Source organism: Actinomadura sp. NPDC000600 (assembly GCF_040492135.1).
Lineage (GTDB): Bacteria > Actinomycetota > Actinomycetes > Streptosporangiales > Streptosporangiaceae > Spirillospora.
In genome coordinates this window covers 76,750-97,974 of the sequence record NZ_JBEUPD010000023.1, presented here as the reverse complement: position 1 = coordinate 97,974, position 21,225 = coordinate 76,750, and the positions used below count along the sequence as shown (strand labels likewise).

Sequence of the window (21,225 nt, the reverse complement as noted above, 5' to 3'; positions counted from 1 at the left end):
GTTCAGAATCCGATGGCCTCGCGGAGCAGAAGGACGGTGCCACGCCCGGGACGGTGTTCCGCGTTGAGAATGAGAAGGCGGTTGATGGCGCTGGGCCACCCGTAGGCCTCCTGGGTGCGGGCGCTTTCCAACGGGAGGCAGTGCTCTTCGACGCGCCGCAGCGCGGTGTCCAGGTCGGGTACCACCTTCTGCGCCCCGACGACCCAGATCGCCCGGTCGGCGCCGCCGGCGTAGCCGGGCAGCTGGCTGCCGCTGCCCGACGCGATCACGAGGGAGCCGGTCTCGGTGACCGCGTTTACGCTGCCCACGATGACGTCGGGGTCGGCGAGCAGCCGCCGGATGTCGTCCGCCTGGGTGGCGCGGTCCATGGCCAGGGCGCGCGGCTTGATGGCGTCGTACCGTCCGCTGCCGTTGATGTCCTCGTCGATGCCGGACAGGCGAAGGGTCTCGCTGGCCCCGGTGAAGACGCCGGCGCCCTCGGGTATCAGTGCTTTTATGCGGGTACGCGCGGCGGCGGCGTCTTCGAGGACTTCGACGGTGAAACCGTGGGCGGCCAGCGCGGCGGCCGCCCGCTCCAGGCGCTGCTCCGGGGCGGGGTCGGTGAAGGGCGCCGCCGGGATCGGGGTAGTCATGGTGTCTCTGAGCTTCCTGTCCGCTGAACAATGTGTTCGTCTCAGCAGTCCGACAACATGGCTCCTCCGAATGTGAGGCGACGCATCGGCCTCACATTCCGGTGCCCTGTCCGGTCGAACCGGTGAAGGCAGAGCCGACCGAGGGAGCCGTCAGCACCATGACCACCCGAAACGGGCCAGGCCAGGATGGGCCCGATCCCGGCCTGGACGCCCTGATGCGGGAGCGGCGTCATCTGACCAATCTCGCGTACCGGCTCCTGGGCTCCTTGGCCGAGGCCGAGGACGCCGTGCAGGAGACGTACACCCGCTGGTACGCCATGTCGCGGGAGCAGCAGGACGCCATCGAGTGCCCCGGCGCCTGGCTGACGACGGTCGCCGGCCGCATCTGCCTCAACATGCTCGGCTCGGCGCGGGCCCGGCGGGAGACCTACGTCGGCGAATGGATCCCCGAGCCGCTGCCGGACCGTACGGAGTGGATCAGCGGACGGCCGGGCGGCGCGACCCCCGACCCCGCCGACCGGGTCACCCTGGACGAGTCGGTCAGCATGGCGTTCCTGGTCGTCCTCGATTCGATGACCCCGGCCGAGCGCGTCGCGTTCGTGCTGCACGACGTCTTCTGCCACCCCTTCGCCGAGGTGGCCGAGATCGTCGGCCGTTCGCCGGCGGCCTGCCGCCAGCTGGCCTCCTCGGCCCGCCGCCGCGTCCGGGAGTCGCGGGGCCCCGCGAGCCCGACGGCCCGGCAGGCCGGCATCGTCAAGGACTTCAAGCGGGCATGGGAGGCCAAGGACATCGGTGCCCTGATCGGCCTGCTCGACCCCGACGCCACGGCGACCGCCGACGGCGGCGGCCTCGCCCTCACCTTCCTGAACCCCATCGAAGGCGGCGAGCGGATCGCACACGCCTGGGCCGAGATCGCCCGCCGAAGGCCCGACGACATGGCGTTCCTGGAACGCACGGTCAACGGCAGGCCCGGACTGGTGGCCCAGCAGGACGGCGCCACCGTGACGGTCTTCGCGTTCGACGTCGTGGACGACCGGATCAAGCACATCTGGGTGATACGCAACCCCGAAAAACTCCGCCACTGGCCGACGACCTGACGGACGTCACCAGGTGATCTCGGCCGCCACCGGGAGGTGGTCGCTGCCGGTGGCCGGCAGGATCCATGCGGCCCGCGGCTGCACGCCTCTGACCAGGATCTGGTCGATCCGCACCATCGGGAACGCCGCCGGCCAGGTGAAGCCGAAGCCGTCCCCGGCCTCCTCCTGGGCCGAGCGCATCCGGGAGGTGATGCCGTCGAACGCGCGGTCGTCCATGGTGCCGTTCAGGTCGCCGAGCAGCACGACCCGTTCACTCCGCTCGGTGGCGATGGCTTGGCCCAGCGCCTTCGCGTTCCTGTCGCGGTGGGCCGTCCAGAAGCCCGCCCTGGGATTCACGCGTGCGGACCCCAGGTGGGCCACATAGACCGCCAGCGGACCGTGGTCGGTGGCCACCGTGGTGCGCAGCGCCCGGTTGCCGGGCATCTTGGCCTCGGCCGACTTGGCGGCCCCCAGCGGTCCAGCGTCCGTCTGGATGTCGACCGGCCGGGTGTCCGACAGCGGCAGCTTGCTCCACAGCCCGACCGTGCCCTGCACCGTGTGGTGCGGGTACGCCCTCGCCAGCTCCTTCTCGTAGGTGGCCGTGGCCTCCTGGGGCAGTTCCTCCAGCGCCAGCACGTTCGCCCCGGAGGCGGCCAGGTCGCGAGCGGTGCGGACGGGGTCGGGGTTGCCGGCGCCGACGTTGTGGCTGGCCACGACGAAGCCGCCGCCCGGACGGGACTTGTCGCCGAGCAGGCCGCCGAAGAGGTTCAGCCACACCAGGACCGGCACCAGCAGCGCGACCGTCGCGGAGGCGGAGCGGCGCCACAGCGCCCCGGCCAGCAGCACCGGGACGAACAGGCCGAACCACGGCAGGAAGGTCTCCGCCAGGCTGCCGAGGTTCCCGATCCGGTTCGGGATCTCCGCGTGCAGCAGCATGAACAGGCCCAGCAGCAGCGCCAGTGCCGCGAGGACCGGCCCGCGCTTCCAGGGCCCCGGCCGGGAGGCGGCGCGGACCGCCCGCCGGACGGCCGCGCGCCAGGTGCCGGAGCCGGTGTCACGGCCGTCGGCGTCGTCCTGTCCGGTCTCCGCCGAGTCCACCCGTGCCATCGTCTGTCCTCGTTCACTGCCGCTCACTGGTGCATCCTCGGGTCTTGGGCGGGGTCGGCGTACATGTGCGGGCAACCCCGATCGGCCGCGTCGGTGCGCAGCTCGTAGTGCCACGGTTCGTTCCGGTAGACCTGGCACAGCCCGAACGCGGCGCCGTGCCGGGACAGCCACGCCGCCGCATCGGAGTGGCCGATGTCGACCGCGTCGCCCGACACGTGAAGCGACGTCGCCGGGGTGGCCACCCATCGGGCGGCTTCGGCCTCGGACCCGTACTTGGAGACCGCGTCGCGAAGAAGCCGGTTCTGGTAGGCCGGGGAGCGCCAGCCGCTGTTGACGTAGAACTCGATCCCGTCGTCCGCGGCGTCCGCCGCGGCCCGGCGGAGGGCCTTCAGCAGGCCTGGATCGAGGTTGGCCACGGCCGGAAACGCGTCGTCGAAGACCGTCACGCCGTCGGGGACGACCCCGTCGGCCTTGCCGACCGCTCCGCGCTGCTCCCTGCGAGGAGCCTTCGGGGGCGGTGCGGTCGAGGGTGCCAAGGGCGATACGACCGATGAGGACGTCAACGGCGGTGCGGGGGAAGACGAGTCGTTCTGCGACCGGTAGCCGAAGGTCGAAGCGATCGCCGCTGCGACCACTATCAGCCCGGCGACGAGGAACCAGCGGACCCGGCGGGTCGTACTTCGCGCTGATGGTGGTGTTCCAGACATACCAGCCAGTCAAGGCAGTGTGGCGTTGCAGGCGCGTATGCGGTTTTCGATACGCCGACGATATGCACCGGCTTCTAGCATCGAAGGCATGCGCGTGCTGATCGTCGAGGACGAGCCCTTCCTGGCGGAGGCCATCCGCGACGGCCTGCGCCTCGAAGCGATCGCGGCCGACATCGCGGGCGACGGCGACACCGCTCTGGAGATGCTGGGCGTCCACGCCTACGACATCGCCGTCCTCGACCGCGACGTCCCCGGACCCTCCGGTGACGAGATCGCCAGGCGCATCGTCGCCTCCGGCAGCGGCATGCCGATCCTCATGCTGACCGCGGCCGACCGTCTCGACGACAAGGCCTCCGGGTTCGGGCTCGGCGCCGACGACTACCTCACGAAGCCCTTCGAGCTGCAGGAACTCGCGCTCAGGCTCAGGGCACTCGACCGCCGCCGCGCCCACAGCAGGCCCCCCGTGCGGGAGATCGCGGGCCTGCGGGTGGACCCGTTCCGCAGGGAGGTCTACCGGGAGGGCCGATACGTCGCGCTGACCAGGAAGCAGTTCGCCGTCCTCGAAGTCCTCATCGGCGCCGAAGGCGGTGTCGTCAGTGCCGAGGAACTCCTGGAACGCGCGTGGGACGAGAACGCCGACCCGTTCACCAACGCGGTGCGCATCACCGTCTCGGCCCTGCGCAAACGCCTCGGCGAACCCTGGATCATCGCCACCGTCCCAGGCGTCGGCTACCGCATCGACACAGGAGCCGACGCCGGAGACGAGCGCGGATAGAGGCGCTGCGCACCGGGGGGTGCGGTGCCCGGTTCAGTTCACCAGGCCTCGGCGGTAGGCGTAGACCACCGCCTGGACGCGGTCGCGCAGGTCGAGTTTGGTGAGGATGCGGGAGACGTACGTCTTGACGGTCTCCTGGCTGAGCACCAGGGTCGCGGCGATCTCACTGTTGGACAGGCCGTCGGCGATGAGGCGCAGCACCTCCATCTCACGCGGCGACAGCACGTCGACGGCCGGTGTCTCCTCGGCGGGACGGATCCGCGCCGCGTACCTGCCGACGAGCTGCCGCGTCACCTCGGGGGCCAGCAGCGCGGCGCCGGCCGCGACGGTCCGGATGCCGTGCAGGAGCTGCGCCGGCGGGGCGTCCTTGAGCAGGAAGCCGCTCGCTCCCGCGCGCAGCGCCTCGTACACGTACTCGTCCAGGTTGAACGTGGTCACCACGAGCACCTTGACGGGGTCGGCGACCCCGGCGCCGGCCAGCAGGCGGGTCGCCGCGATGCCGTCGAGGACCGGCATCCGGACGTCCATCACCACCATGTCCGGGACGAGCCGGCGGGCGAGGTCGACGGCGGCGCGGCCGTCACCGCACTCGCCCACCACCTCCAGGTCGGGCTGCGCGTCGATGATCGTCGAGCATCCGGTGCGGATCAGCGCCTGGTCGTCGGCGACCAGGACCCGGACCGGCGTGCTCACGAAGGACTCCCCGACGGGATGCGGGCCCGCACGACGAAGCCGCCGTCCGGCCGCGGGTCCGCGCTGAAGTCGCCGCCGAGGGCGCCTACCCGGTCGCGGAGCCCGGCGAGGCCCCGGCCGCTCCCGCCGGGGGACGCGGCCGGCGACCCGGAGGCGTCGGTGCCGACCTCCACGCTGATCTCTTTGTCGCGGTAGTGCACCCGCACCACGGTACGGCTGCCGTGGGCGTACTTGAGGGCGTTCGTCAGAGACTCCTGCACGACCCGGTAGGCCACGAACTCGGCGCTTCCGGCGGACTCCGCCGGCTCGCCCGCGGTGCTGAACTCGATCGGCTGCCCGGCCTGGCGCGTCTGCTCCACGAGCGCGGGGAGCTCGCCGACGGACGGCATCCGGGGATCGGTTCCATGATCGGGGTTGAGCAGTTCGAGCAGGTGCCGCAGGTCGGTGATGGCCCGGCGCCCGGTGTCGCCGACGGCGCCCAGGGTCGCGTCGAGGCGGTCGGGGGCGGCGGTCAGGTACCGCGCCGCCTCCACCTGGACGACCATCGCCGTGACGTGGTGGGTGACGACGTCGTGGAGCTCGCGGGCGATGCGGGTGCGCTCGGCCGCGCGGGTGGCCTCGGCGACGCGGCGGCGGCGTTCCGCCTCGACGGCCCGGGTGGAGCGCAGCCACGCCCCGACGCCCCACGCGAAGGCGGCCGCCAGGTAGAACGTGGCGAAGCCGTCCAGGCGCTCGGGGGAGCCGATCCGGTCGAGCGCGAACGCCAGCGCCACGTAGCCGGCGGAGAGGCCGGCCGCGACGGCGTACCGGCGGCGCTCCATGTGGGCGCCCGCGCTCACCAGCGCGAACGCCAGGGCGCTGCCCGTGAACGAGTGGTAGGCGCGGAGCTGTTCGGCGGCGAAGCCGAGCGACACGAGGACGACGCAGACGGCCGGCCAGCGTCGGCGCACGGCGAGCGGGAGGCAGGTGAGGAGGATGACCGGGACGGCCAGCGCGTCGAACGGGCGGGCGGGCAGATCGCCGACCTGCGTCCCGTGGGCCTGGAGCGCCGGGACGAACGCCCCGGCGACCAGCAGCAGCGGAAACGGCAGGTCCCGCACCGTGACGTCCAGCCGTCGCCACCGCTCCCGGCCCCGCCGGACGTCGATCACTGGGCGAGCGTAGCGGTGGCGGCGGCCCGGGTGGTCCGGCGCAGGGGGACGATGGTGCCGCGCCGGCGTGCCAGCCACACGAACACGATCGTCAGGACCGCACCGGCGCCGACCGAGTACAGGCTCGCCTCCGGGCCGAACTCGCCGCCGCTGAGCAGGGGCGGGCCCGAGGTCACGCCGTTGAGCAGGCCGTCCGGGGCGTCCTTGCCGGAGACCTCGGTCCCGAAGATCCCGCCCCCGGCGAAGTTCCAGGCGAAGTGCAGGCCGATCGGCACCCAGAGGTTGCGGGTGGCGACGTAGGCGGCGGCGAGCATGCCGCCGGCCTCGATGGCGATGGCGAGCGAGCTCCACAGGGTGGCGTTCGGGTTGGGCAGGTGCATCAGGCCGAACACCAGGCCGGTCAGCGTCAGCGCCACCAAGGTGCCGGTGCGCTCCTCGATGACCCGGAACAGGACGCCGCGGAACATCACCTCCTCCGTCACCGCGGCGGCGGCCATGAAGCCGAGCAGCGCGACCGCGCCGCCGGCGGAGCCGAACCCGTCGATCCGGTAGTGGCCGAGGAAGGCGATGTTCACGATGACGGCGCCGAACATCGCGAAGCCGATGAGCATCCCGCGGATGAGGGCGCCGGCGGAGCCCTTCAGCGCCAGCTCCGCCGGCTCGCGGTGCTCGGTCCGGCGCACCACCCAGCGGTACGTGTACAGGCTGACCAGCGCCGCCGCCGCGCCGAGGACGAGCGTGAGGCCGGGGTTCCAGTCGGCGCCGTTGACGCCCGCGCCGCCGGCGGCGGCGACCACCACCACGACCACGAGCTGCTTCAGCAGTCGCATGCTGACTCCTTCGGGGGGTTCCGCGGCCGGAGTGCCGCGGCTTCGCCCGAAACGCTATGGATCCACCCCCTCCCGGATCTTCACCGCACGGTGGACATCCGCCTGTAGCTCGCACGGGGGACAAGCCTCCGCGCGCCGGATGTCAGCTGCGGCGGAACAGGCGCGTCCAGGCGTTTCCGGCGGGGGCCTCCTTCTCGTCGCAGTTGCAGCGCTGGGACCGGGGGACTCCGGCGAGCACCTGCTCGACGTGCTGGCCGCACCCCCGGTAGGTGGCGCGCTGGCACTTCCGGCAAACGGCGCGCTGGCACATGGGCTTCTCCTTCTGTTCGGGTCCCGGGCCGGTGGCCCTTACTACATGGTGATGCTTCTCTGTCCGAATGATACCCCAGGGGGTATATGGAATCGCAGGCCGGACGATGCGGCCGCGGGCCGGGGCGGCCGGTACGGTCAGCTGATGATGATCTTTGGCCCGGCCGCCGACGTCCGTCCGCTGTTCCCGCGCGAACGGCAGGCCATGCTCGACCTGCTGAGGGCCCTGAGCCCGGCCGAGTGGGCCATGCCCACGGTGTGTCCCGGCTGGGACGTGCACGACGTGGTCGCTCATGTGCTCAACGACTACATGCGGCGCCTGTCGGGCAGCCGCGACGGGCACGGCGGCGCGATCTTCGCCGACGACGAGACGCTCCCCGCCTACCTGGCCCGGACCAACGACGAGTTCGTCCGGGCGTCCCGCCAGCTCAGCCCGCAACTGATGATCGAACTGCTGGAGCACCTGGGACCCCGGCTCGACGCCGTATGGGCCGCCCAGGACCTCCACGCCGCCGCCGACCTGAACGTCTCCTGGGCCGCCACCGACATCGACAGCCCCGCATGGCTCGACATCGGCCGCGACTACACCGAGTTCTGGGTCCACCAGCAGCAGGTGCGCGACGCCGTCTCCGTCCCGGGCGCGGATGAACCCGATCTGATGGCTCCGGTGTTGGACGTCTTCGCGCGCGGCCTGCCGCACGCCTTGCGGATGCACGAACGCCCCGAAGGCACCACGGCTCACCTGGACGTACTCGGCCCGGCCGGAGGACGATGGGGCGTGGTCCGGCAGGACGCGCGATGGCGGATGACCCAGCCCCAAGGGGAGCCGACGGCACGCGTCTCGATGGACCAGGACACCTTCTGGCGTCTGGCGACCAGAGGCATCACCGAGGAGCAGGCCCGCCGGCGATCGACGGCGACCGGCGACGCGGACCTCACCACCGCGATCACAGCCCTGCTCGCGGTGGTCGCCTGAAGCCCTCTGCCGCGCGCCCGACTGCCGATGGCGGGCGCGGTCCGGACCTCGTCGGCTATGGCGCGAGGCGGAGGACCGCCGTGGCCTTGCCCGCCGAGTCGAGCACCGTGCCGACCAGCGTTTCCCGGGCTTCGCCGAACCGGGATGTCGGTGCGACGATCCCGACGGCGCCGGCTATGGAGCCGTCGTGCTTGAAGAACGGGGCGCCGAGCGCCGTGATGCCGGGGCTGGAGTCGATGTCGACGGCCCAACCCCGCTCCTGGACCTCCTTGAGCTCCTGGAGCAGGGCCGCGCGGGAACGCCGCTGGGCGGTCGGGGACATGCCGGTCAGGTTGCGCTCGATGATCTCGTCCCGCAGGTCGGCGTCGGCATGGGCGAGGACGGCCTTGCCCGACGCGCGGTGCGGCTCGTTGCCCGTCAGGCCGACGTAGAGGCCGCTGACCCGCAGCGGCTGCGACCCCTCGACCAGCACCTTCAAGATCACGTTCCGGTCGTCGAGCGTCGACAGGAACGAGGTCTCGGCGGTGGCGGCGGCGAGTTCGGCGACGATGCCCGCGAGCTTGTCACTGGTGTTGAAGTTGAGCTGGTAGGACCGGAACAGCGCGCCCACGCCCGCTCCGAGGCGGAGCGTGGCGTCGGCCCGCCGCTCCAGGTAGCCGCGTGCGAGCAGGGTCCTCATCAGGTGGTAGCAGGTCGTGATGTTCAAGCCGAGGCCGGCGGAGACCTGCTGCACCGTCGGCGCGGTGTCGGCGGCGGCGACGTACTCGAGGAAGCTCAGGGCCCGCTCGACCGTCTGCAGGGTCTGGCCCGGCTTGTCCGAAGCGCTGTTCACTATTTGAAACTATCAGCTCGCCCGGTGGGTGCGGGCCCGGTGCAGCGGGGCGTTGAGACGGTCGGCGAACGCGTCGAACGACCGGACGGGCGGGTAGGCGTCGGGGTCGACGATCACGTCCAGGACCGTGACGCGGTCGGACTCCATCGCCTTCCGCAGCGCGGGAGCGATGCCGTCCGGACCGTCGACCGTGATCCCCGTGGCCCCCGCGGCGGTCGCGACGGCGGCGTGGTCGACGGGCTCGAACTCCACGCCGGTGGTCGTCTCGCCGAACACGGCGTTCTCGGCATGCCGCTGGGCTCCCAGCACCGAGTTGTTGAGCACCACCACGGCCACCGGAAGGCGCTCCCGCAGCGCGGTCTCCAGCTCGGACCAGACGTGTGCGAATCCGCCGTCGCCGACGACGGTGATGACACGCTGAGCGGGCGCCGCGATCTTCGCTCCCAGGGCCAGGGGCAGCCCCCAGCCGAGCCCGGCCAGCCCGCGCGGCATGAGGAAGCGCTGCCCGGGCCGTTTGGCCAGGAGGTAACTGGCGACCCAGAACGAGGAGTAGCTGGCGTCGGTGACCACGATGTCGTCGGGGTCCAGGAGCCGGTCGATCTCGGCGAAGAGGCGCTCCGGTGCGATGGGGGTCGCGTCGGATTCCAGCAGCGGAGTGACGACCTCGAAGTGCTGCCGGCGCCCGGCGGCGATGGTGGCCTTGAGCTCTTCCGAACGCGAGGCGCGCAGGGTGAGATCGGTTTCCGCCAGGGCGGCCGTGAGGTCCTGGAGCGCGGCCCGGGCATCACCGAGCAGGCGTACGGACTCGTAGTTGCGCCCCACTTCGAGCGGGTCGACATCGATGTGGACGTAGGTGGCGTCGGGGGAGGTCAGCGTCCAGCCCTCGGTGCCGTTCTCGTTCGTCCGGGTGCCGACCAGCAGGACGACGTCGGCTCCGCCGATCAGGTCGAGGTGGAAGTGCGCGGGCCCGCGCTCGCCGGTGACGTTGGCGGCGACCCCGAGCGACAGCGGACCCGACTCGTCCACGGCGCCCTTGCCCATGTTCGTCGTGACCACGGGCAGGTGGGCGGTCTCCTGGAGCGCGCGCAGTTCGGCCACCGCGCCCGAGCCGTGCACGCCGCCGCCCGCGACGACCAGGGGAGACCGCGCCTCGGCGATCAGCTGGGCCGCCCTCGCCACCGCGGCGGCGTCCGGCCGGGGACGGTCGAGCGGGAACGCCCCGAGATCGGCGGTGCGCGGGAACCGTCCGGGCACGGCGGGCTTCCCGAGGACGTCCTTGGGGACGAGCAGGACGACCGGCCCGGGCCGTCCGCTGTTGGCCATGGTGAACGCCTGGTCGACGGCGTCCTCCACGCGTGCGGGGTCGTCGATGCGCCGCGTCCACTTCGAGACGCTCGCGAACAGCGCGAAGTGGTCCATCTCCTGGAACGCGTTGCGGTCGCGACTGCCTGACGGCACCTCCTGCACCAGCACGAGCATCGGCACCGAGGCCTTGAGGGCTTCCCCCATCGGGGCGACGAGCAAGGTCGCGGCGGGGCCGTTCTGGGCCGCCACCACCCCGACGCGGCCGGAGATCCTGGCGAACCCGTCGGCCATCGCGCCGCCGGCGTTCTCCGTCCGGTACAGGATCTGGCGGATCCCGATGCGTTCGGCCGCGAGCATCAGCTCGGTCGGATTGCTCTGGCCCAGGATCGTCTCGACCCCGTGACGGGCCAGTGCACCTGCGATGACGTCAGCGACTGTGGTCATGCCCGTACGGTTGCAAACTCTGAATCAGACGTCAAATACTGAATTTTTCACTATTTGCAATCCTCTTCACATATTGACGCACCTGTGAGGTGGCTCATACTCTCGGGACCGTGAGCGCGCCTCGGCTCTCTGAGCAGGAAAGATCTGGAGGTCCACATGACCATCGACACTGGTGAACCGCAGCTGAGCCCCGTGCTCTGCCTGCACTCGCTCTTCCTCGACCCGCGCGCCTTCGACGGCCTCGTCGCCGCCGGGGCCGGGCGCTTCCGGTTCGTCGCGCCCGAGTTCCCCGGCCAGGCGGGCCGCGTGGACGAGGCCGACGCGACCGTGACCATGGATCAGTGCACCGACGACATGCTCGCCCTCGTCGACCGGCTCGGCCTGGACTCGCTGTCGATCGTCGGGCAGTCGATGGGCGGCGACGTCGCGGTCCGCATGGCGGCCCGCCGCCCCGAACTGGTTGACAGGCTGGTGCTGATGGGCTCGTCAGCAGGAGCCGAGACCGACGAGAACCGCGAGATCTTCGGCGCGTTCGTCGACAGGTTCGGGCAGGAGGGGTTCACCCCCGAACTCGTCGAGTTCGTCAAGGGCATCCTGTTCGCGCAGACCGTCCTCAACGACCCGGCGCGCTCTGACATCCACCAGACGTGGACCGAACGCCTCGGCGAGCTCTCTCCCAGGCTCGCCCACGCCGCGCGGGGCGTCGTCGAACGCGAGAGCGCGCTCGACCTGCTGCCTCGGATCACCGCGCGGACGCTCATCATCTCCGGCACCCAGGACCAGGCGCGCCCGCCGGCCTGGTCCGACGAGATGTTCGACGCGATCCCGGACGCCGAACTCTGGCGAATCAAGACCGCCGGCCACAGCCCTTGCATCGAGGACCCGGACGCCGTCATCCCCCGCATCCTCGACTTCCTCGCCTAGTGCGGAACGGAGAAGGACACATGACCACTCCCCCCACGCTCACGGCGGACTTCCTCGCCCGGCGGCACGGGCTGTTCATCGACGGCGAGTTCGTCGGCGCCCTCGACGGGCGGACCTTCGAGACGATCGATCCGGGCACCGGAAAGGTCCTCGGCGAGGTGGCGGAGGCGTCCGAGCGGGACGTCGACCGCGCGGTGGCCGCCGCCCGCCGCGCCGCGGAAGGCCCGTGGGCGGCCATGTCGCCGAGCGAGCGGGGCCGCATCGTGCACCGCGTCGGCGACCTGATCGCCGAGCACGCCGAGGAACTCGCGGAACTGGAGTCGCTCGACAGCGGGAAGCCGGCCTCCGCGGCCCTCGGCGTCGAGATCCCCCTCGCCGCCGACATGTTCTGGTACATGGCCGGCGCGGCCCGCCGGATCACCGGGACGACGGTCACGCCGTCCGTCCCCTACATGCCGGGCCAGGAGTTCCACGCCTACACGACCCGCGAACCGCTGGGCGTCGCCGGGCAGATCATCCCCTGGAACGTTCCGATCCTCATGGCCGCGTGGAAGCTCGCCCCGGCGCTGGCCACCGGCAACACGGTCGTCCTGAAACCCGCCGAGCAGACGCCGCTGACCGCCCTGCGGATCGGTGAACTCCTCAACGAGGCGGGCGTCCCGCCGGGCGTGGTCAACATCGTGCCGGGATTCGGCGAACGGGCCGGGGCGCACCTGGCCGCCCACGACGGCGTCGACAAGATCGCCTTCACCGGTTCGACGGAGGTCGGCCGGAGCATCGTGCGCGCCGCGGCGGGCAACCTCAAGCGGGTGTCGCTGGAGCTGGGCGGCAAGTCGCCGAACATCGTCCTGGACGACGCGGACGCCGACGCCGCCATCGCGGGAGCCGCGCTGGCGATCTTCTACAACCAGGGCGAGGTGTGCTCGGCCGGCAGCCGCCTCTACGTCCACGAGTCCCAGTTCGACCGGGTCGTGGAAGGCCTCGCCGAACACGCGAGCGGCATCCGGGTGGGCTACGGCCTCGATCCGGACACCGACATGGGTCCCCTGGTGTCCGCGGAGCATTTCGACCGGGTCCGCCGGTACCTCGACCTGAGCAAGGACTCGGGAGGCCGGACGCTGACCGGCGGCAGTGCGCTGGACCGCGACGGGTACTACGTCCAGCCGAGTGTGATCGCGCGGCCCGACCGCGACCACCCGATCGTCCGGGAGGAGATCTTCGGCCCGGTCGTCACGGCGCTGCCGTTCAGCGACATCGATGATCTGGCGGCCCAGGCCAACGACACCGTCTACGGTCTCGCGGCCGGGGTGTGGACGCGCGACCTGTCGAAGGCGCACCGGCTGGCCAAGCGGCTGAAGGCCGGAACCGTGCACGTGAACACGTACCACGTCTTCGGCTCCGAGCTTCCCTTCGGCGGTTACAAGCAGAGCGGCTGGGGCCGGGAGAAGGGCGACGCCGTCCTGGAGCAGTACCTCGAAACCAAGTCCGTCGTCGTGGCGCTGTGAGATCCGAGGGCTGACGAACATGACCGACATCCAGACAGTCGCGGGGCCCGTCGACTCCGGCGCGCTCGGCCGGACGCTCGTCCACGAGCACGTCTTCGTGCTCGGTGAGGAGTACCGGCAGAACTACCAGGCCGACTGGGACGAGGACGAGAAGGTCGAGCAGGCGGTAAGCGACCTGAACGAACTCAAGTCCCTCGGCATCGACACCATCATCGACCCCACGGTCCTGGGGCTCGGCCGGTACATCCCGCGCATCCAGCGCATCGCCGAGCGGACGACCCTGAACATCGTCGTCGCGACCGGGCTCTACACCTTCAACGACCTTCCGCACCAGTTCCTCAGCCGCGGGCCGGGCCTGCTCATCGACACCGAGGAACCGCTGACCGAGCTGTTCGTCAAGGACCTGACGGAGGGCATCGGCGACACGGGGGTGCGCGCCGCGACCCTCAAGTGCGCCATCGACGCCCAGGGCCTCACACCCGGCGTGGAGCGCACGATGAGGGCGGTCGCGCGGGCCGCCGTCGAGACCGGTGCGCCGATCACCGTGCACACGCATGCCGGTTCCGAATCCGGACTGGTCGCGCAGCGCGTCCTCGCCGAAGAGGGCGCAGACCTGAGCCGGGTGGTGATCGGCCATGCGGGCGACAGCACCGATCTGGACTACCTGTCCCGGCTGGCGGACGCCGGTTCGCTGCTGGGCCTCGACCGTTTCGGGCTGGACGCGTTCCTGCCGCTCCAGCAGCGGATCGACACCCTCGTGGGCCTCGTGCGGCGCGGCTACGCGGAGAGCATCGTCGTCTCGCACGACGCGTCCTGCTTCATCGACTTCGTCACGGTCGAGGAGCGTCCTCAGTTGGGGGAGAAGTGGAACTACCGCCTCATCTCCACGGAAGTCATTCCCGCACTGCGTGAGGCGGGAGTCGACGACCGCACCATCGAGACCATCCTCGTGGACAACCCGCGCCGGTACTTCGAGGGGACGAAGGCATGACCACGGCGGAAGGACTGTCCGCCGCCCACTGGCACGCGGACCCGGACCAGGGCCACGCGGACGGCACCATCGGCGACGCCCTGACCAGCGCCGCCTCACGATGGACGGATCGGACGGCGCTCGTCGAGGGCGTCGTGGGAGAGCACGCACGCCACTGGACCTTCGGAGAACTGCTGGACGATTCCGTCCGCGTCGCCCATGCCCTGCTCCGGCGGTTCGAGCCCGGCGAACGGCTGGCGGTGTGGGCCGGGAACTGCCCGGAGTGGATCCAACTCGAATTCGGCGCCGCGCTCGCGGGACTGACCCTGGTCACGGTGAACCCCGCCTTCCGGGAGGCGGAACTGTCGTACGTGCTGGAGCAGCCCCGCGCGGCGGGCATCGTCGTCCAGCCGCGGTACCGATCCGCCGAACTGCTGCCGATGGCCGAGGCCGTGCGGGACGGCACACCGGTCCGTGAGGTGATCTCCCTCGGGGACTGGGACGAGCTCCGGGCCGCCGAGACCAGCGCACGCGACGGCCTGCCGCACGTCGTGCCAGAGGACCCCGCCCAGATCCAGTACACCTCGGGGACCACCGGACGTCCGAAGGGAGCGCTGCTCAGCCACCGCGGGCTCGTCGCCAACGGCCGACGGTACGCGACCGTCATCGGCGCGCGTCCGACCGATGTCTGGGTCAACCCGATGCCCCTTTTCCACACCGCGGGCTGCGGGCTGGTGACGCTCGGCGCCCTCCAGACCGGTGGCCGCCACGTGCTCCCCGCCGGGTTCGACGCCGACCTCATGCTGGACCTGTTCGAGGCCGAGCGGGGGACCGTCATGCTGAGCGTGCCGACCATGCTGATCCGCATGCTCGAACGCCAGGCCGACAGGCCGCGCGACCTGTCGAGCTGGCGGCTGACCACGCTCGGAGGCGCGCCCGTCCCGATCGATCTGGTCCTGCGCGCCCAGCGTGACCTCGGCGTCGAGGTCGGCATCGGGTACGGCCAGACGGAGGCGTCGCCGTACATCACCCACACCGCCGCCGAGGACCAGGACGCGGAGACCCTCTCCACCGTGGGACGGCCGCTGCCGGGAACCGAGGTCAAGATCGTCAGGACCGGCTCCGGCGAGGTGGCAGGGGTCGGGGAGATCGGTGAGATCTGCACCCGCGGCATCTGCGTGATGACCGAGTACTTCGACAACCCCGCCGCGACCGCCGAGGCCATCGACGCCGACGGGTGGCTGCACACCGGTGACCTGGGGACCATGGACGCGTCGGGCCTCGTCACGATCCAGGGCCGCCTCAAGGACATGATCATCCGTGGCGGGGAGAACATCTTCCCGCGCGAGATCGAAGACGTCCTCTACACCCACCCCGGAATCAGCCTGGTCACGGTGATCGGACTACCGGACGCCGAATGGGGCGAAACCGTCGCCGCCTTCGTGGTGGCGGCGGACGGGGCGCGCCTCACCGAGACCGAACTGGACGCCTTCTGTCGCGCCCGGCTGGCCTCCTACAAGGTCCCGCGCAGCTGGCACTTCCGAAGCGAACTCCCGCAGACCGCCTCCGGAAAAATCCAGAAAGTAGCCCTCCGCGAGGAACACCTGGCAGGCCTCCCCACCGGCCACGCCTAGGGCGATGTCGCACCGCCCGGACCGCCTGAGGCGCCGTTCTCGGCGAGTCAGTGCGACGGGTGGAGGTTGTGCGCCTCTTGCATGGACCAGGTGCCGTGACCTCCGGTGACCTGGAGGAGTGTGCGGGAGCGGAGCCGGATCTCCGTGTCGCCGTCCGGGGAGGCGAGTGTCCGGATCGGGGTCAGCGTGGCGTCGAGTTGCAGGAGGCCGAAGGCGTCTCCGCTGCGGAACAGCACAGGTCCCGGAGGTCCCAGGTAGCGCACCACTGCGGTCCGGTCACCCGCTGTCGAGTGCTCGAACGGTCGGACGTGGCCGGTGGGCGGCACGGTGGTGGCGTCCTGTTCCGCGGCTTGGGCGGGGGCGTCCACGTCTGCCTGCTCCAGGGGCGTCACGTCGATCCGCCAGTGCGCCCCGGCGGTTCTCACTCGTAGTACTGCCTGCGTTGGGACAGCGAACGTACTCCAACTGGGCGGGGGGTCGTCCTCCGGCACCGGGTTGAACGCGGCGGCGGATACGATGGGATCGCTGCCGTGGAGCGCGTCCAGGTTCGGCCCGTGCAGGTGGACCTGGTGGAACTGCCCGTCTGGGCATGACACGACGGCGATTCCAGCCGGCCCCTGGTAGCTGAGCACGTCGGGCCCGCTGCCCGTGACAGAGGCGGTGAACCCGCGAGCGCGTTCCGGTCCGCTGATCGTGACGGTCCACCGCCCCTCGGACTCCACGTACAGGACCCTCTTCGTGAGCGCCTTGTCGGATACCAGCCGGTCGTCCAGGACGGTCATGGCGGGCGGGGAGCCGGGACCGCACGCCATGACCGGGGTCCCCCGGCCGAACTCGGTACGTCGAAGCCAGGCCCGCAGCGTTCCCGCTCCCTCGTTCACGAACTCGGCCAGCACAGGCTCGGGAAGCGGGCCCCTGACCTTGACGCGTGCATCGCCGGCGCCGCGGTGCGTGCGGACCGTGCCGTAATGGGCGTGGTCGACCGACGCGAACTCCGACGGCGGGAGCGTCTCACCATGCCCCAGCCAGCGGTCGAGGTCGGTGGCCACCCTGCGCGGCTCCTTCACCCGGAGGCACAACCGGCGGACCGGACGCCCCCGCTGAGGCATGCCCCTCCGCGGGTCCAGATCCTTCAGGATCAACACGATCCAGAACCAGTTCCCCCACCGCAGCCGGCGCGCGGGAAGAGAGATGTCGTCCCGCATCCGCAGGACGAGGTTGAGTTCTTCCCGGAACGGCGTCAGTTGGGCCACGCCCCCCTTGACCTGCCGCCGCCGCGGCTCGCCGCCGTAGCGGACCGCCGCGATCGCGGTGCGCGGGATCCGCAGCACCTTCCACAGCAGCACCGCGTCCCAGATGACGATCTCATCGTCGGTCACCCACATCCGGGGCCTGACCAGCATCAGCCGGAGCGTCTGGATCGCGACGCCCACGAGGGCGACCGCGAACAGCAGCGCCCACGAGGCCGCGGCCCTCTCGGCCCAGGTGATCTCCCTGTTGAACATCACCCAGACCAGGCCGAACGGCAGCAGCGACACCACCAGCGCGAGCAGGCCGCCCACCCCGGCCAGGGTCCGGCCCCTGGACCTGGCCATCTTCACCTTGACCCTGGAGGAGTCGGGCCGTGCCGACCAGCCCCACCGGTCCCGGTCGACGAGGTCGCGCAGCGCGGAGCCCCTGCGTTCCCTCGCATGCCGTCTGCGCGCCGCGGGAGAAGCCCGTGTCCCGTGAACGCCCCACAGCACCACGGCGATGAACCCCACACCGAAGACTCCGGTGGCACCGGCGAGGATCCCGAGGCCGCCGGGTACCCCCCACTCCGGCGGCCCGCCCTCCAGTTGGACGAACCACGTTGAACCGACGTCGCGGGCGGGAAACGTGGCCCCGGCGTAAATGGGGCGGTCGCCGAGCCCTCTCAGCTCAACGTCCTCGATGCCGTACCCAGGGAGGCTGCCGCTCATGAACGTGCCGCTCCAGGAACATTCACCTCGTCCGCACCTCTGCGATAGCGCGGTGAACAGGCCCGGAACCCCCTCGCCCTTCTTCGCGCGCCAGGTGGCCGCGCCTTCCTCGACCGCGCCGACGAGGGCGAAGGTCGAGATCATCAGCAGGCAGACGCCGATCAGCAGGCGGATGAGGGCGAGACACCCGAGGTTTTCGACGCTGTACCTTTTCGCGGCCCAATCGACCTCGCGTTCTCCGCTCATCCCCGCTCCCGTCCAGACCGCCGCCGGGGCCCCGAGCCGGACGGCACATCCGCGAATCCAGGATCACACGGCGGGCCAGGAAGATCGAGCGCCCGGACGATCCGCACCACACAATCGCCGGTTGTCCTCACAAGCTCTACTTGTCGGCTGCCGCATACACCAGTTCGAGGACGCCGGACGGGAAGGCCGTGCTCTTCAGCAAGCGCAGGTTCGCGGGCCGATCCAACTCGGGGAACAGCGGTGCGCCCTTGCCGGTGGCGGCGGGCAGCACCCACAGCCGGTACTCGTCGACCACACCGAGTCTGATCAGGGAGTGCATGAACGTGGTGCCGCCGGCGGCGACGAGGTCCTTGCCGGGCTCGGCCTTGAGCTTGGCGATCTCTTCCGCCGTGTCACCGCTGGCGATCCGGGTCTCGGGCCAGTCGTCGGCGGACTTCAAGGTGCGGGAGAACACGACCTTGGGAATTTCGTTCATGGCCCGGGCGGAGGGGTGGTCGGAGCCGGGCCAGTATCCGGCCATGATCTCGTAGGTGTTGCGGCCCATGAGGAAGGCCCCGGCCTCCCACAACCGGCTGACGAAGTACTTCTCCTGCTCGGGATCGTCGATGCTCATCATGACGTCCCTTATTCCGTTGTCCCCGTCAGCGCTCTTACCGTCGAGTGAGACGTAGAAAGCCAGAATCAACTTCCGCATCCGGTGCCTCCATGTGCTTCTTCCCGCGCCGGGACGGCCCAGGCGTCCACCGCCCGATCCGCTCGTGCTCAGTGGCTGACCACTCCCGCACTCAGACCGCCGGTCCCGCCAAAACTCATCGCACGCCAGGCCTCGACACCTCTGACGGTCGCATCCACGACGGTGGCGTAGGAATTCCGCAGGTGCTGGTCTAGCGCATGGCCAGGGCGCGGGGGCGTAGCAGCGGTAGAACGCCAGCTCACCGGCGCGGTGGTTGCGGCGGACCAGCAGCCACCGGCAGCCGAGCCACTGGTGATCGATGCGGGACGCTCAGTGCGTGCCCGTGGCGGACTTGACGGCAGTGCGCAGCGCCGCGCGGCTCACCAGCAGGACAGGCCCGTCCGGATCCTTGCTGTCCCGAACCGCCACCACCCCGGCCGCGTCCGCCATCTCGACGCAGTCACCGCCGTTGGAGCCGCTGTGTGTGCTCTTGCGCCAGGGGAGCGGGGCCACCTCGATGCAGTCACCGCCGTTCTCGCCGCTGCGGCTGCTTTTGCGCCATGGGAGCCCCGCCACCTCGACGCAGTTGCCGCCGTTCTCACCGCTGCGGCTCGCCTTGCGCCAGGTGACGTTCGTCAGGTCCATTTCTCCAGCGCCTCTTTCATCTTGTCCCGGGACATGTCTTCCGGGAGCGCTCTCGCACGCAGCTCTCTGAGCGATTCGGAGAGTTTGGCCAGGTCGGAGGGGTTGTCGGTCGTGATGCCTCGCACCGTCGTCTCCAGGTAGGCGATCTCGCTCCGGTCCTCCATCGTAGCTACGACGAAAGCGCCGCCCGTGCCTGCTGGACGCCCGTTGTTCCGGACGATCTGGATGGTGACGTTGGGAAGCTCGCTCATAGCAATCAGGTGCTCTATCTGCTGCGCATTACCTCCGGCGAGGTCACCAAATAGTCGAGGACGTGTTCACTCAAAAGCGCGACCAGCGATACAGGGGGTGTGTCCTCGCGGGTGAGGATGGCCTGACGCGCCATGCGCGCCTCCACCGCCTCGTCCGAGTTGAGAAAGCCCCGGGCGTAGGCCGGAGTCTGGAGCAGCCCGGGGACGATCGTGTGCTCCCAGGTGACGAGTTCTGCGGCGTCCGACTCGGTCTGGGGCCAGTCGAACCAGATCGGTACCGGGTGCGGTGACGTCCCCGCCGGCGCGGACACCGCCTTGGCCCTGCTGGTCCACGACGCTCTGGCCGAGCCCGGCCTCGTGCTGCTGGAGACGGTCGACCAACTTGGTCAACGCTCGCGCGAACTCCGGCTGGTCCTCCAGCGCGTCCAGCACAGCGAGCTCGGCGCGCTGCGCCGACCGCCCGGCCACCTCCCACCGCACGGCCTGCAGTTCCAGGCGTGCCACCGCCGGATCCTCATCCAGGACTTGCGAGACCATGTCGTGCACGGCGCTCATGCCTTCGTCCACCACCCGTTCCACCTCGGCGTCGCCTGGCCCGCCACCCCGACGCGCTTTACGTACTAGGTATCCCGCCGCCGCAGCCAGCAGCTCTAGATCCGGAACCGGCACAGTCTCTACTCGTCTACACGGCAGCTTGTCCCCCGGCCACTGTTCAGGCGACCGCATCGTCACCGAACGCGCTCGCATGTGGCACAAGCCGTCCACGTGACGGCCGGCCAGCAGGGTGCTCCGGTGAGCCTCAGAGCCTGCACCCTTGGTGAACCCGAAGACACCTCCAGCGAATGCTGGCTCCGGCCCGCGTAGTGCCGCCACTTCGGCCGAAAGGATTCTGGTCATCAAAGGCGGACTTACCAGACGTTGGCGCACGCAGCAGCGATCGCTTCCCGAAGGGCGAAACCTGGTACTAGCAGCCACGATGCTCAAAACGGTGTCTTGTGTGCGTTCGCGGTTGTTCTTCGCGTACCAAGGAGCCCATGAGTTTCTGCGGCGTCGCGGCCGAGGCGGACGATACGCTCGCCGCGAGCATCTCCGCACCTTTTGGGCCTGTTGGCAAGGGGCCCCGCCCGCAGGCGGGAGGGAGGAGGTGATCCGGATGGGCAGGCTTCGTCGTCTCCACACGCAGGATTGGCAGAAGATCGCGGCTGTCGCCGCCGTAGTGCGGTGTGCGGTGGCGATCACGCGGTTCGTGCGGGAGTTGCTGAACGACGAAGGCCCCGGGCCGCGCCTCTGATGAGGAGGCCGGCCGGGGCCCTCTCCGGATGAGGGCCTTCGCGGCGCAATGTCTTACACCAGGGACACAGCCGCGAGGGCCCTTCTGCATGCTCTAGCTGATCAGCGCGTCAGCTGATGCCCCCATCACGCCTGCGCCAGTGCTAGTCGCACCACATGCGACGGTAGCAGGCAGACTGCAACAACTGCTTACGGTCGGCCCGGGAAGTGCATACTCGGGACCACTGGGAGACCGAGCCGAAGCCGGCGCGTCAACGCCCGCATCTAGCAGGCGTCGACTTGGCGAGGA

The 21,225-nt window shown here is 70.5% G+C and carries 20 protein-coding genes and 1 pseudogene; 8 read left to right on the top strand and 13 right to left on the bottom strand.

What is annotated here, in order from left to right; genetic code table 11:
• Nucleotides 1-2: 2 nt before the first annotated feature.
• A complete protein-coding gene (locus ABWI07_RS29050; RefSeq protein WP_149260609.1) occupies nucleotides 3-632 on the bottom strand; it encodes an LUD domain-containing protein in 630 nt (209 codons plus the stop codon).
• Nucleotides 633-790: 158 nt separating this feature from the next.
• Between ABWI07_RS29050 and sigJ the strand changes: the two genes are divergently transcribed.
• The gene (sigJ, locus tag ABWI07_RS29045; protein ID WP_353820417.1) at nucleotides 791-1,729 is read left to right on the top strand and encodes an RNA polymerase sigma factor SigJ; all 939 of its coding nucleotides are present in this window, start codon (nucleotides 791-793) and stop codon (nucleotides 1,727-1,729) included.
• Between the two features lie 6 nt (nucleotides 1,730-1,735).
• Here the strand turns inward: sigJ and ABWI07_RS29040 are convergent, their stop codons facing one another.
• Both ABWI07_RS29040 and ABWI07_RS29035 read right to left on the bottom strand, forming a co-directional pair.
• Nucleotides 1,736-2,815, bottom strand: a complete 1,080-nt coding sequence (locus tag ABWI07_RS29040) for an endonuclease/exonuclease/phosphatase family protein (protein ID WP_353820416.1) — start codon at nucleotides 2,813-2,815, stop codon at nucleotides 1,736-1,738.
• Nucleotides 2,816-2,838: 23 nt separating this feature from the next.
• Nucleotides 2,839-3,351 carry a M15 family metallopeptidase gene (locus tag ABWI07_RS29035; protein ID WP_353820415.1) on the bottom strand — a complete coding sequence of 171 codons (513 nt, stop codon included), beginning with the start codon at nucleotides 3,349-3,351 and terminating at the stop codon, nucleotides 2,839-2,841.
• A gap of 259 nt (nucleotides 3,352-3,610) precedes the next feature.
• Here ABWI07_RS29035 and vanR-Sc point away from each other — a divergent pair, with 259 nt between their 5' ends.
• Nucleotides 3,611-4,297: a VanSc-type vancomycin resistance response regulator transcription factor VanR gene (vanR-Sc, locus tag ABWI07_RS29030; RefSeq protein ID WP_353820414.1), complete on the top strand. Its 687-nt coding sequence runs from the start codon at nucleotides 3,611-3,613 to the stop codon at nucleotides 4,295-4,297.
• Nucleotides 4,298-4,330: 33 nt separating this feature from the next.
• Here the strand turns inward: vanR-Sc and ABWI07_RS29025 are convergent, their stop codons facing one another.
• The 4 genes from ABWI07_RS29025 to ABWI07_RS29010 all read right to left on the bottom strand — a co-directional run bounded on the left by ABWI07_RS29025 (nucleotide 4,331) and on the right by ABWI07_RS29010 (nucleotide 7,281).
• On the bottom strand, nucleotides 4,331-4,990 hold the full coding sequence (locus ABWI07_RS29025) for a response regulator (RefSeq protein ID WP_353820413.1): 660 nt from the start codon (nucleotides 4,988-4,990) through the stop codon (nucleotides 4,331-4,333).
• Complete coding sequence (locus ABWI07_RS29020; protein WP_353820412.1) at nucleotides 4,987-6,141, bottom strand: sensor histidine kinase; 1,155 nt, start codon at nucleotides 6,139-6,141, stop codon at nucleotides 4,987-4,989. Before ABWI07_RS29020 ends, ABWI07_RS29025 begins: the two co-directional genes overlap by 4 nt.
• Nucleotides 6,138-6,971: a CPBP family intramembrane glutamic endopeptidase gene (locus tag ABWI07_RS29015; protein ID WP_353820411.1), complete on the bottom strand. Its 834-nt coding sequence runs from the start codon at nucleotides 6,969-6,971 to the stop codon at nucleotides 6,138-6,140. The genes ABWI07_RS29020 and ABWI07_RS29015 overlap by 4 nt, the downstream gene beginning before the upstream one ends.
• 142 nt (nucleotides 6,972-7,113) lie before the next feature.
• Nucleotides 7,114-7,281 carry a DUF8730 family Cys-rich protein gene (locus ABWI07_RS29010; protein ID WP_200841989.1) on the bottom strand — a complete coding sequence of 56 codons (168 nt, stop codon included), beginning with the start codon at nucleotides 7,279-7,281 and terminating at the stop codon, nucleotides 7,114-7,116.
• 144 nt (nucleotides 7,282-7,425) lie between these two features.
• Here ABWI07_RS29010 and ABWI07_RS29005 point away from each other — a divergent pair, with 144 nt between their 5' ends.
• Nucleotides 7,426-8,256 (top strand): maleylpyruvate isomerase family mycothiol-dependent enzyme, encoded by an 831-nt coding sequence (locus ABWI07_RS29005; RefSeq protein ID WP_353820410.1) that lies wholly within the window; start codon nucleotides 7,426-7,428, stop codon nucleotides 8,254-8,256.
• Nucleotides 8,257-8,311: 55 nt separating this feature from the next.
• On the opposite strand, the gene ABWI07_RS29000 is transcribed toward ABWI07_RS29005, so the two are convergent.
• A complete protein-coding gene (locus ABWI07_RS29000; protein ID WP_353820409.1) occupies nucleotides 8,312-9,088 on the bottom strand; it encodes an IclR family transcriptional regulator in 777 nt (258 codons plus the stop codon).
• A 12-nt stretch (nucleotides 9,089-9,100) separates the two neighbouring features.
• Nucleotides 9,101-10,837: an acetolactate synthase catalytic subunit gene (locus ABWI07_RS28995; RefSeq protein WP_353820407.1), complete on the bottom strand. Its 1,737-nt coding sequence runs from the start codon at nucleotides 10,835-10,837 to the stop codon at nucleotides 9,101-9,103.
• A gap of 156 nt (nucleotides 10,838-10,993) precedes the next feature.
• Between ABWI07_RS28995 and ABWI07_RS28990 the strand changes: the two genes are divergently transcribed.
• The 4 genes from ABWI07_RS28990 to ABWI07_RS28975 are packed head-to-tail and all read left to right on the top strand — an operon-like array spanning nucleotide 10,994 to nucleotide 15,870.
• Nucleotides 10,994-11,761 carry an alpha/beta fold hydrolase gene (locus ABWI07_RS28990; protein WP_353820406.1) on the top strand — a complete coding sequence of 256 codons (768 nt, stop codon included), beginning with the start codon at nucleotides 10,994-10,996 and terminating at the stop codon, nucleotides 11,759-11,761.
• A gap of 20 nt (nucleotides 11,762-11,781) precedes the next feature.
• Complete coding sequence (locus ABWI07_RS28985; RefSeq protein ID WP_353820405.1) at nucleotides 11,782-13,266, top strand: aldehyde dehydrogenase family protein; 1,485 nt, start codon at nucleotides 11,782-11,784, stop codon at nucleotides 13,264-13,266.
• Nucleotides 13,267-13,285: 19 nt separating this feature from the next.
• Nucleotides 13,286-14,257: a phosphotriesterase family protein gene (locus tag ABWI07_RS28980; protein WP_353820404.1), complete on the top strand. Its 972-nt coding sequence runs from the start codon at nucleotides 13,286-13,288 to the stop codon at nucleotides 14,255-14,257.
• Entirely contained in the window at nucleotides 14,254-15,870 is a 1,617-nt protein-coding gene (locus ABWI07_RS28975) for an AMP-binding protein (protein ID WP_353820403.1), read from the top strand. Before ABWI07_RS28980 ends, ABWI07_RS28975 begins: the two co-directional genes overlap by 4 nt.
• Before the next feature lie 47 nt (nucleotides 15,871-15,917).
• Here ABWI07_RS28975 and ABWI07_RS28970 read toward each other — a convergent pair whose 3' ends face one another.
• From ABWI07_RS28970 to ABWI07_RS28955, 4 genes and pseudogenes are all read right to left on the bottom strand, one after another.
• Nucleotides 15,918-18,077: a hypothetical protein gene (locus tag ABWI07_RS28970; protein WP_353820402.1), complete on the bottom strand. Its 2,160-nt coding sequence runs from the start codon at nucleotides 18,075-18,077 to the stop codon at nucleotides 15,918-15,920.
• 136 nt (nucleotides 18,078-18,213) lie between these two features.
• Nucleotides 18,214-18,771, bottom strand: a complete 558-nt coding sequence (locus ABWI07_RS28965) for a dihydrofolate reductase family protein (RefSeq protein WP_353820401.1) — start codon at nucleotides 18,769-18,771, stop codon at nucleotides 18,214-18,216.
• 309 nt (nucleotides 18,772-19,080) lie between these two features.
• Entirely contained in the window at nucleotides 19,081-19,395 is a 315-nt protein-coding gene (locus ABWI07_RS28960) for a DUF397 domain-containing protein (RefSeq protein WP_353820399.1), read from the bottom strand.
• Nucleotides 19,386-19,957 (bottom strand): annotated as a pseudogene (locus ABWI07_RS28955) (DUF5753 domain-containing protein). Before ABWI07_RS28955 ends, ABWI07_RS28960 begins: the two are co-directional and overlap by 10 nt.
• Between ABWI07_RS28955 and ABWI07_RS28950 the strand changes: the two are divergent.
• The gene (locus tag ABWI07_RS28950; RefSeq protein WP_353820450.1) at nucleotides 19,869-20,270 is read left to right on the top strand and encodes a hypothetical protein; all 402 of its coding nucleotides are present in this window, start codon (nucleotides 19,869-19,871) and stop codon (nucleotides 20,268-20,270) included. The pseudogene ABWI07_RS28955 and the gene ABWI07_RS28950 overlap by 89 nt on opposite strands.
• Nucleotides 20,271-21,225 lie beyond the last annotated feature (955 nt).